This is a genomic window from Nocardia panacis (genome assembly GCF_003598715.1).
In the GTDB taxonomy this organism is placed as follows: domain Bacteria; phylum Actinomycetota; class Actinomycetes; order Mycobacteriales; family Mycobacteriaceae; genus Nocardia; species Nocardia panacis.
In genome coordinates this window covers 63,136-73,877 of the sequence record NZ_QZFU01000055.1, presented here as the reverse complement: position 1 = coordinate 73,877, position 10,742 = coordinate 63,136, and the positions used below count along the sequence as shown (strand labels likewise).

Sequence of the window (10,742 nt, the reverse complement as noted above, 5' to 3'; positions counted from 1 at the left end):
TGTGGGAGAGCTCTTATTCCGGGGCTAGTGAGCGCAATTGGTCCAGATACACCCTGGTGCGTGGATCGCCGGGGAAGCGCTCGATGAATTCGCGCGCCGTCTCGCCCGCGATCCACATGAGCGAGGGCAGCGAGCGCCGTCTGCCCGTGAAGGCGCGCATCCCTTCGTCCACGGCGCGTTCCAGCTCCCGACCCCGGACCGCGACCACGGCCAGCGTCAGATGCGCCTCGGAGACCCGCATGGGATTGCGCACGCTGCCATCGGCCCGCGTCGAATTCCGAATGACCTCACGGGCGTACGACTCGGCCGACCCGTCCTCGCCCGCCACCCGGCAGCAGTCCATGGCGTAGAAGTCGTACTTCTGCGGATCGACCACGAAATGGTTGTCCAGATTGGGCGGATGATCGAGTCGCTCCAGGATTGCTCGCCCCTCGGCCAACGCCTGGTCCATGGCCTTTCGATCGCCCATTCTGGCAAGCGCTTTCGCGCGCTGCGCCGCGAGCTGCACCCCGACGCCGAGCTGCCCGCAGCCCGCGGCCCCACCCTCGACGGCCTCGATCGCCCCGCGGTAGTTACCCTGGGTCAGCGCGAACCAGGATGCCATTTCGGCTGCCCAGCCGGTGATTTCGGCATTCTCGGCCTCCAGCCCCAGCGAATGCGCGGCCCGGCGGGTCGCCTCGGCGGTGGTGCGTCGACCCAGGTCGTAGTCCACACAGCCGACCAGCAGCGCGACCCATCCTGCCAGCACCAGGATTTCGCGATGCTGGGACAGGGTGAGCCGCCCGTCGAGCAGCGAGGTGATCCGGCGCAGCCACGCGGTGCCCTCGGTATGCAGTTCCCGCGGATCCGCGACCGGGTATTCACAGCACAGCCGCTCGGCGGTGATGCGAATGGCGTCCAGCGTCGCGGCCGAGACATCGGACATGCGCAGCCTTCCGATGAACTCGAGGGTGTCCATGCCGGTGGCGGAGAGCAATTCGTCGTCACGGTTGGGTCGGGCCTTCGGGAAGAAGGCCGCGGTCACCGTGTCGAAGGCGGCGGCGATGATGGGGGCGTAGAAGTCGTCGGGGCGCGACTCGCCCGATTCCCAACGCCGCCAATTGCGTAGCAGCGTCGAGTCGGTCGGTAGGTTGTGCGAGGATTTCGCCCGCATGACTCGGACCGCGTCTGCTTGTGACCACCCCCTGGCATCGCGCTCGCTACGCATCCGGACTGCCCAGACGGGTCGATCGTCTCCAGCGGCCACATGGTCTAGTATCGCACCAGTTAACGCCCGGTGGCCCGGATAGGGCAGAAAGATGTCATCGGGTTGACACCTGCTTTTGCACTCTGGCGAACCGCATCCTGGATGCGGGAGCCCAACGTTTGCCAATTCTCAGATGCAAGAACATCTGTACTTGCAGATGCGCAGTATTCTCGCAGCATGGTTCCGCCGGAGCGTCCCGCGCGCCGGCGGTGGGTCCGAAAACAGAACAGCGATCCCCTATCCCAACGGAGGTTTCGGGTGGAAGCGTTGATCTATGGATACGTGCGTGACGATCTGGCCGACGGGCACTGCGCGGAGATGGAGGATGCCATGAGCACCCTCGCCCGAGCCGCAGGCCTGTGCTTCGCCGCGACCTTCCATGAATCGACGGGCGGTGACGGCACCGCCTTCGCCGAACTCACACGTGAGCTATTGCGCGCCGACGCCCATCACGTCGTGGTGCCCTCACTCGATCACCTTGCCGGTCAGACGATTCCGCGCGATATCCTGATCGCCAAACTCGCCCAGGACGCCGCCGCGCGGCTGTGGACCGTCCAAGGCTGAGTGCGCGCGGCCGCGCCTGCGCAGCAGCGCCACGGTGCGGGCGATCGCGATGCCCGCGGCCAGGCAGGCGGCCAGCGCCGCGGGCCGATGCGGTCCGAACAGCGGATACACCTGCCAGTGCAGCAGATACACGTACAGCGAGGCGTCGGCGAGCAGTGCCGCCGCCCCGGCGATCAGTGCGGGCACCCGCAGCGCGGGCGCCAGCACCAGCAGCAGCACGCCCGCGATGACCAGCCGCTCCCGCTCGCCGGTGTCGAAATAGCCGGGCACCGTGACCAATACGAGCACACCCAGCAGCATGCGCTGCCAGGTGTCGCGGGCTTTGGCGGCGGCCCAGCCCAGTGTGAAAAACCAGATGGTCAACGGTGAGAACGGAACCTGTTCGGCCGCATACAGGTCGAAGGTGAAATACCGGAATATCAGTGTCAGCGCGAACAGTCCGAGCGCGAACCGGAACGGATCGCGCCGCTCCAGCGCGTCCAGCCTCGGTATGCGCAGCAGCAGTGCCGCACCGACCATGAAGTACACCAGCACCTCGAGGAACCACAGGTGCCCGGCCGTCGGGCTGTCGTGCGGTCCGAGAATCTTATTGAGCAGCAACAGGTTCTGCCAGCCGTAGTAGTCGCTGAACGGCAGGGTGAGCGCCACCCACGTGGCGGTCGGCGCGGCGATGAGCGCCGCCGTGCGCAGCCCACGCCGCGGCCGATCCGCGCGCGGGGCGGCGGTCACCGCGAAGCGCGCGAAGTTGTAGCCCGCGGCGGCGAGCAGCACATGCGCCGCGCCCAACAGCATGAACAGCCCGATATGCGAACCCGCGATCAACACCATGCCCGCGGCCCGCAATGCGGTGGCCGTGTCGAGGGTGCGTCCGAATCGACCGCGCTCGCGCGGCCGCGCCGCCAACTCGGCGATGGTGCGCTCGGGCCAGTTCGGCGGCAGCGCGCCGAGTGCGCGCTGCAACTTGACCGAGGTGGCGATATAGGTCAGCGAGGTGCCGCCGAGTTCGACGAAGGTGCGATCGGCGCGCACGCAATGCCTCGGCAGGCCGAGGGTTTCGGCGTAGAGGGCGCACAGGTCGCGTGGGGGAGTCGCGGGCTGTGCGGTCCGCAGCCCGCGAATGGCGGGATAGTCCGGTTTCCCATTGGCCAGCCGCGGCAGTTCGGCGACCGGGCATATTCGTATCGCGTCGGCGGGGAGTCCGGTCAGCGCGGCGGCGCCTGCCGCGGCATGGACATGATCGCCTAGGACCGCGCACACCACCTGTTCGCCGTCCTCGGTGCAGCAGGCGGTGAAACCCGAGGCGGCCAGCCCGGATTCGAGGCGCTGCAAATCGATGCGCAGACCGAACAGTTTGGCGAAGCGGTTGCGTCGCCCCACGATCTGATACAGGCCCTCTGGTGTGCGGCGGGCCAGATCGCCGGTGCGCAACGCCGCCACGGTGCCGCCGAGCGCCAGGTCGGCGGGCGAATTCGCGTAGCCGAGCATGACATTCGGACCGTGGTAGATCAGTTCGGCCGCCGCTTCGCCCGCCACCGGTTCCAAGGTGAACCGACCGCCGGGGATCGGCACCCCTATACAGTCGGGATGTCGGTCCGCGAGTTCGGCGGGCAGATAGGCCATTCGGGCCGTCGCCTCGGTCTGGCCGTACATGACCACGAAATCCCAACCGGATTCGGCCCCGAGCCGCGCGTATCGCCGCACCTGTTCGGGCGCGAGCCGTCCGCCCGCCTGGGTGAGCACCCGCAGATCCGGCAGCCGCATCCGGTCGAAGCCGATGCGGTCGAGCAGGTCGACGGTGTGCGGCACCGCCGCGAACGAGGTGGCCCGGTGCGCGCGGAACTCCACCCAGAAGCGCTCGTCAAGGACCGACCGCTCGGTCAGCAGCAGACTCGCCCCGCGCAGTAGATGGCTGTGCACCACCGAAAGTCCGTAGCAGTAGAACATCGGCAGCGTGGTGGCCGCCCGATCCGTCGGCCCGATGGCGAGGTATTCGGCGATGGACTCGGCATTGGCGCGCAGATTCGCCCGCGAGAGCCGCACCAGTTTCGGCGAACCCGTCGACCCGGAGGTGCTCAGCAGCAGCGCCAACTCCGGATGCAGTGCGTGCCGGGACAGCCCGTGGCGGATCTGTCGGAATCCGCCGTCCACCACGACATCCGGATCGTAGACCGCGACCAGCTCATCGGTGATCCGCTCGGCGAGCAGTGCCACACCGCCCGCGGCGAGCGTGCCGAGATAGGCCACCAGCGACTCGAGGTCATTGCGCGCCGCGATGGCCACCAGACGCCGGTTCGGTCCGAGCTCGGCCGCGTAGGCCCCGACGAGTGCCGCCAGCCGCGCATAGGTGATCGCTCGCAAATCCTCCGTCACCGGTTGCGCCGCTGTGACATTCGCCGCGGTGGCATGCGCGCAGAGGACGGCGATCCGGTCGTCGTGGCTTTTCAGCCGCGCGACGATCGGGGGGATGGTCACCCGCGAAGTCTAGGGGGCAAGCGATTTCGGGCACGCGGGTGGCCCCTCGGCGAATATTCGGTGAACCTTGAAACCGGACCTACAGCCCGAAACTGCCCGGCCCCCTGCGCCGCAGATACTTCTCGAATTCGGCGGCGATCGCGTCGCCGTCGATCTTTGCCATGGTGTCGTTCAGATCGAGTTGGGCGTCGCCGCGCTCCTCCAAAGAGCGCACGTACTCGCTGATCTCGTCATCGCCGACGGTCATCTCGTTGACCGCCGTCTCCCAGTCCTCGGCCTGTTTGGGCAGCTCGCCCAGCGGCACCTCGATATCGAGCACATCCTCGACCCGGTGCAGCAGCGCGATGGTGGCCTTCGGATTCGGCGGCTGGGAGACGTAGTGCGGCACCGCCGCCCAGAACGACACGGCGGGCACCCCCGCCTTCACGCATTGGTCCTGCAGGACTCCGGTGATGCCGGTGGGGCCTTCGTAGCGCGTCTGCTCCAGGGCGAAGCGCTCGGCGGCCTCCTTGCTGTACGCCGATCCGGTCACCGGGACGGGGCGGGTGTGCGGCGTGTCGGCCAGCAGCGCCCCCAGGATGACGACGGTCTGCACGCCGAGTTGTTCGATGAACTCCAACAGGTCCGCGCAGAAACTGCGCCAGCGCATATTCGGTTCGATACCGCGCAGCAGCACCACGTCCCGGTCGCTGCCGGGGGGTGAACACACCGACAGCATGGTCGATGGCCACTGGATCTCCCTGGTGACGCCGTCCACCTGACGCACCGTCGGCCGATTGACCTGATAGTCGTAGTAGTCCTCGGAGTCGAGTTCGGCCAGAGGCTCGGCGTCCCAGATCAATTCCAGATGTTCGACCGCGCCGCTGGCCGCGTCGCCCGCGTCGTTCCAGCCCTCGAAGGCGGCGACGAGCACCGGATCGCGCAACGTCGGCAATTCGGAATCGGGAGGTTCACTGGGGTTCACTCGGTCAGCCTACGGTGTGGCGGGCCGCGGTGTGTTCCTACTCCCGACTGTGTTGCGCCTCCGTTCGCCACGGGCGATACCCAAGACAGTGTGCGCCACAGCACAGCCGCAAGCACCGTCAGGGGGTTCGTCCCCCGCGCCGACTACCCTGAATCCATGTCTGTGCCCAGCCCCGCCGAGTTCGATGCCACCCGGTTCGATACCACACTGCTCGACACGCTCCGCAAGCGCGTCGTGATCGGCGACGGTGCGATGGGAACCATGCTTCAGGCCGCCGACCTGAGCCTGGATGATTTCCGCGGGCTCGAGGGCTGTAACGAGATCCTGAACGAGACCCGCCCCGATGTGCTGCGCCACATCCATCGCGCCTATTTCGCGGCGGGGGCCGACGCGGTGGAGACCAATACCTTCGGCTGCAATCTGCCCAATCTGGCCGACTACGACATCGCCGACCGCATTCGCGACCTGTCCGAGCGCGGCACCAGGTTGGCGCGCGAGGTGGCCGACGAGATGGGTCCCGGCGCGGACGGGACCCCGCGCTATGTGCTGGGTTCGATGGGGCCGGGCACCAAGTTGCCCACGCTCGGTCATGCCCCCTATACGGCCTTGCGCGACGCGTACGCCGAGGCCGCGCTGGGCATGCTCGAGGGCGGCGCCGACGCCATCCTGATCGAGACCTGCCAGGACCTGCTCCAGGTCAAGGCCGCCATCACCGGCAGCAGGCGGGCGATGACAAGGGCGGGTCGCCGCATCCCGATCATCACCCACGTGACGGTGGAGACCACCGGAACCATGCTGGTCGGCAGCGAGATCGGCGCGGCGCTGACCGCGATCGAACCGCTCGGTGTGGACATGATCGGCCTGAACTGCGCCACCGGCCCCGACGAGATGAGCGAGCATCTGCGGCATCTGTCGCGGCACGCGCGCATCCCGGTCTCGGTCATGCCCAACGCGGGTCTGCCGGTGCTGGGCGCGCACGGCGCGGAGTATCCGCTCACCCCGGAGGAGTTGGCGGTGGCGCTGCGCGGATTCGTCTCCGAATTCGGGTTGGCGCTGGTCGGTGGCTGCTGCGGCACCACACCCGAGCACATCCGCCAGGTGGCCGAGGCGGTGCGCGAGGTGGAGCCCGCGCTGCCCCCGCTCGCCGAGCGGCGCGTCCCGGTGCACGAGCCGAGCGTGTCGAGCATGTATACCGCCGTCCCGTTCGAGCAGGACGCTTCGGTGCTCATGATCGGCGAGCGCACCAACGCCAATGGTTCCAAGGCGTTCCGCGAGGCCATGCTGGCGGGCGACTGGCAGAAATGCCTGGATATCGCGAAGGATCAGACCCGCGACGGCGCGCACATGCTCGATCTCTGCGTCGACTACGTCGGCCGCGACGGCACCGCCGATATGTCGGAGCTGGCAGCGCGTTTGGCCACCGCGTCCACGTTGCCGATCATGCTCGACTCCACCGAAGCCCCGGTATTGCGGGCCGGTTTGGAGCATCTGGGCGGCCGGTGCGCGGTCAACTCGGTGAACTACGAGGACGGCGCCGGTCCGGATTCCCGCTTTCAGCAAACCATGCGCCTGGTCGCCGAGCATGGCGCCGCGGTGGTGGCGCTGACCATCGACGAGGAGGGGCAGGCCCGCACCGCCGCGAAGAAGGTGGAGATCGCCGAGCGGCTGATCGCCGATATCACCGGCAACTGGGGGCTGGCCGAGAGCGACATCATCATCGATACGCTCACCTTCACCCTGGGCACCGGCCAGGAGGAGTCGCGCGGCGATGGCGCCGAAACCATCGAGGCCATCCGGGAATTGAAGCGCCGCCATCCCGATGTGCAGACCACACTGGGTCTTTCGAATATCTCCTTCGGCCTGAATCCGGCCGCGCGTCAGGTGCTCAATTCGGTGTTCATGCACGAGTGCGTGCAGGCCGGGCTGGACTCGGCGATCGTGCACGCCTCGAAGATCCTGCCCATCAGCCGGATTCCGCAGGAGCATCGCGAGACCGCGCTGGATCTGATCTACGACCGCCGCACGCCCGACTACGACCCGCTGCAGAAGTTGATGGAATTGTTCGAGGGCGTCTCGGCGGCGTCCTCGCGGGCCTCGCGCGCGGAGGAGCTCGCGGCGCTTCCGCTTTTCGAGCGGTTGGAGCGGCGGATCGTGGACGGCGAGAAGGCCGGACTGGATGCCGATCTCACCGCCGCCATGGCCACGGTCCCGCCGCTGCGGATCATCAACGAGACCCTGCTGTCCGGGATGAAAACCGTTGGCGAGCTGTTCGGTTCGGGGCAGATGCAGTTGCCCTTCGTCCTCCAGTCGGCCGAGGTGATGAAAACGGCGGTGGCCTACCTCGAGCCGCATATGGAGGCCACCGACGATTCCGGCAAGGGTCGCATCGTGCTGGCCACCGTCAAGGGCGATGTGCACGATATCGGCAAGAATCTGGTGGACATCATCCTGTCCAACAATGGTTATGAGGTGGTGAATCTCGGTATCAAACAACCGATTTCCACCATCATCGACGCCGCGGTGGACAAGAGGGCCGATGTGATCGGCATGTCCGGCCTGCTGGTCAAATCCACCGTGGTGATGAAGGAGAACCTGGAGGAGCTCAATGCCAGGGGGATGGCCGAGCAGTACCCGGTGCTGCTCGGTGGCGCGGCGCTGACCCGCTCCTATGTGGAGAACGATCTCACCGCGGTCTACGCGGGCGATGTGCACTACGCCCGCGACGCTTTCGAGGGTCTGCGCCTGATGGACGACATCATGACCCGCAAGCGCGGCGGGGCAGGCGATCCCGACAGTCCCGAGGCCGCGGCCGAGCGGGCGAAGGCGGCCGAACGCCGGGCCAGGCACGAGCGTTCCCAGCGCATCGCCGCCGAACGCAAGGCGGCCGAGGCGCCGGTGCTGGTGCCCGCCCGCTCGGATGTCGCCGCCGATATCCCGGTGCCGGTGCCGCCGTTCTGGGGGACCAGGGTGGTGAAAGGTCTTTCCCTGCAAGAGTATTCGGGGCTGCTCGACGAGCGGGCGCTCTATCTCGGGCAGTGGGGGCTGCGCGGTCAGCGCGGTGGTGACGGCCCCTCGTATGAGGAGCTGGTGGAGTCGGAGGGGCGGCCGCGGTTGCGCGCCTGGCTCGACAGGTTGAGCACCGAGGGTGTGCTCCAGCACGCGGCGGTCGTCTACGGTTACTTCCCCTCGGTCTCCGAGGGTGATGATGTGGTCGTGCTGACCGAGCCGAATCCCGATGCGCCGCAGCGCTATAGGTTCACCTTCCCGCGTCAGCAGCGCGACAGGTTCCTCTGCGTGGCCGATTTCATCCGCTCGCGCGAGCACGCCCGTGCGAGCGGCCAGGTGGATGTGCTGCCGTTCCAGTTGGTCACCATGGGGCAGCCGATCGCCGATTTCGCCAATGAGCTGTTCGCCGCCGACAACTACCGCGACTATCTGGAGGTGCACGGGATCGGCGTCCAGCTCACCGAGGCGCTGGCCGAGTACTGGCATCGTCGCGTGCGCGAGGAACTCGTGCTCGAGGGGCGCGCGGTCGCCGCCGAGGATCCCGACGATGTGCTCGACTATTTCAAGCTCGGCTACCGGGGCGCGCGCCTGTCCTTCGGTTACGGTGCGTGCCCCGATCTGGAGGATCGTGCCAAACTGGTGGATCTGCTCGGCGCGGACCGCATCGGGGTGAGGTTGTCGGAGGAATTGCAGTTGCATCCCGAGCAGTCCACCGACGCGTTCGTGCTGCTGCATCCCGAGGCCAAATATTTCAACGTTTAGTGGACCTCGTGATGTGACGGCGGTCACCGTGTATCCCCAATGGCAGTGTCGCCGGTGGATGTCTGTCGGGTGAATATGCCATTGTCGTGGGCAAAGCGCTTCGGCGCGTTGAGCTTTGGTTAGCGGGAGGCACGGACCATGACTTCGGATCGGTTGATCGCGGGCCGGTATCGGTTGACCGATCCGATCGGCACGGGCGCGATGGGTGTGGTCTGGCGGGCCACCGATGTGCGGCTGCGTCGCACCGTGGCGGTCAAACAGCTGCTGCTCGGGCCGGGATTGTCGAAAACCCAAGCGCTGGAAGCGAAGTTGCGCGCCATGCGGGAGGGGCGCATCGCGGCGCGACTGCACCACCCCAATGCCATCACCGTCTTCGACGTGGCCGAGGAGGACGAGCAGCCGTGGCTGGTAATGGAGTTCATGGACGCGCCGAGTCTGGCGGCGCGGCTGTCCGGTAAGCGCACGCTGCCGCCCACCGAGGTGGCCAGGATCGGGGCGCAGGCGGCGGGCGCGCTGGCCGCCGCGCACGACGCGGGCATCATGCACCGCGATGTGAAACCCGCCAATCTGCTCGTCGGCGACGACGGCACCGTCAAGATCACCGACTTCGGCATCTCGCACGCCTCCGGCGATGTCACGGTGACCGCCACCGGATTCCTCGCGGGCACACCGGCTTACCTCGCGCCGGAGGTGGCGCGGGGGGAGAAGCCGGAGGCCGCCTCCGATGTCTTCGCCCTCGGCTCCACGCTGTACGCGGCGGTGGAGGGCGGCCCGCCCTTCGGTGAGGGCGACAATCCGCTGGCCGTGTTGCACGCCGTGGCCCGCGGCGAGGTGCCCGCACCCGTCAACGCGGGCGCGCTGGCGCCGGTGCTGCTGCGGTTGCTCGCGCCGACCAGCGACCAGCGACCGACCATGCGCGAGGCCGTGCGGGCGCTGGAAGCCGTTGCGGCGGGCCGGGATCCGGAACTCGAGCCGCTACCGGAGACCAGGGTGCTGCCCGCCGCCGTCGCACCGACGACGGTGCTGGCCGCACCGGATCAGCTCACCACGGTGGTGCCGACAACACCGCCGCCGACCACGCCGGGCACCACCGCGCTGCCGAGTGGTTCGCGCCGTCGGCCCGTGGTGTTGGCCGCGGTGGTCGCCGTCGCGGTGTTGCTGATCGCGGGCGTTGTCGCCGTCGCGGCCACCCTCGGTCGCAAGGACGAGACCACCGCCGCGCCGGCGTCCTCGGCCGCGCCCGCCAGTGCGACGCCGCCGCCCCCGGCGGCCATCGGCGAAGCGCCGCAACAGATCACGCCGAGCACACCGCCACCCAGCTCTCCTCCCTCGACACCCAGCAGCACTCCGGCGCCGAGCACCTCGCAGCCCAACACCATCACCAGCACCCCGTTCGGCCCGCCGGCGGGTGAGCGGGTCGCCCAATTCATCGGCGGTTACTACGGGATGCTGCCGGGCAATGTGTCGGGCGCGTGGTCTCAGCTCGCGCCGTCCTATCAGGCCCAGACCGGTGGCTATCAGAGCTACGCCCAGTTCTGGTCGTCGGTGTCGTCCGTGCGGGTGCAGAGCATCACTCCGAGCGGGGACAATCGGGTGGTCGCAGGCCTCACCTATAGCCTGAAGAACGGCACGACCTCCTCGGAGAGCCGCTGGTTCCAGGTCTCCTCGGACGGCGGCAGGCTGCTCATCGCGGCTTCGGGTTTGTAAGTTTGTGAGAAGGGCTGGGCG

The 10,742-nt window shown here is 67.9% G+C and carries 6 protein-coding genes; 3 read left to right on the top strand and 3 right to left on the bottom strand.

The window, feature by feature from the left end:
* Positions 1–13: 13 nt before the first annotated feature.
* Positions 14–1,153, bottom strand: a complete 1,140-nt coding sequence (locus D5S18_RS32745) for an NsdA family TPR-like regulatory protein (protein WP_120045016.1) — start codon at positions 1,151–1,153, stop codon at positions 14–16.
* Between the two features lie 351 nt (positions 1,154–1,504).
* On the opposite strand from D5S18_RS32745, the gene D5S18_RS32740 reads away from it, so the two are divergent.
* Positions 1,505–1,810: a hypothetical protein gene (locus D5S18_RS32740; RefSeq protein ID WP_120045015.1), complete on the top strand. Its 306-nt coding sequence runs from the start codon at positions 1,505–1,507 to the stop codon at positions 1,808–1,810.
* On the opposite strand, the gene D5S18_RS32735 is transcribed toward D5S18_RS32740, so the two are convergent.
* A complete protein-coding gene (locus D5S18_RS32735; protein WP_239004157.1) occupies positions 1,712–4,282 on the bottom strand; it encodes an AMP-binding protein in 2,571 nt (856 codons plus the stop codon). The genes D5S18_RS32740 and D5S18_RS32735 overlap by 99 nt on opposite strands.
* Positions 4,283–4,361: 79 nt before the next feature.
* Positions 4,362–5,246 carry a PAC2 family protein gene (locus D5S18_RS32730; protein ID WP_120045014.1) on the bottom strand — a complete coding sequence of 295 codons (885 nt, stop codon included), beginning with the start codon at positions 5,244–5,246 and terminating at the stop codon, positions 4,362–4,364.
* A gap of 156 nt (positions 5,247–5,402) precedes the next feature.
* On the opposite strand from D5S18_RS32730, the gene metH reads away from it, so the two are divergent.
* Positions 5,403–9,014, top strand: a complete 3,612-nt coding sequence (gene metH / locus D5S18_RS32725) for a methionine synthase (protein WP_120045013.1) — start codon at positions 5,403–5,405, stop codon at positions 9,012–9,014.
* 138 nt (positions 9,015–9,152) lie between these two features.
* Positions 9,153–10,721, top strand: coding sequence for a serine/threonine-protein kinase (locus D5S18_RS32720; protein WP_120045012.1), 1,569 nt, complete (start codon positions 9,153–9,155; stop codon positions 10,719–10,721).
* Positions 10,722–10,742 lie beyond the last annotated feature (21 nt).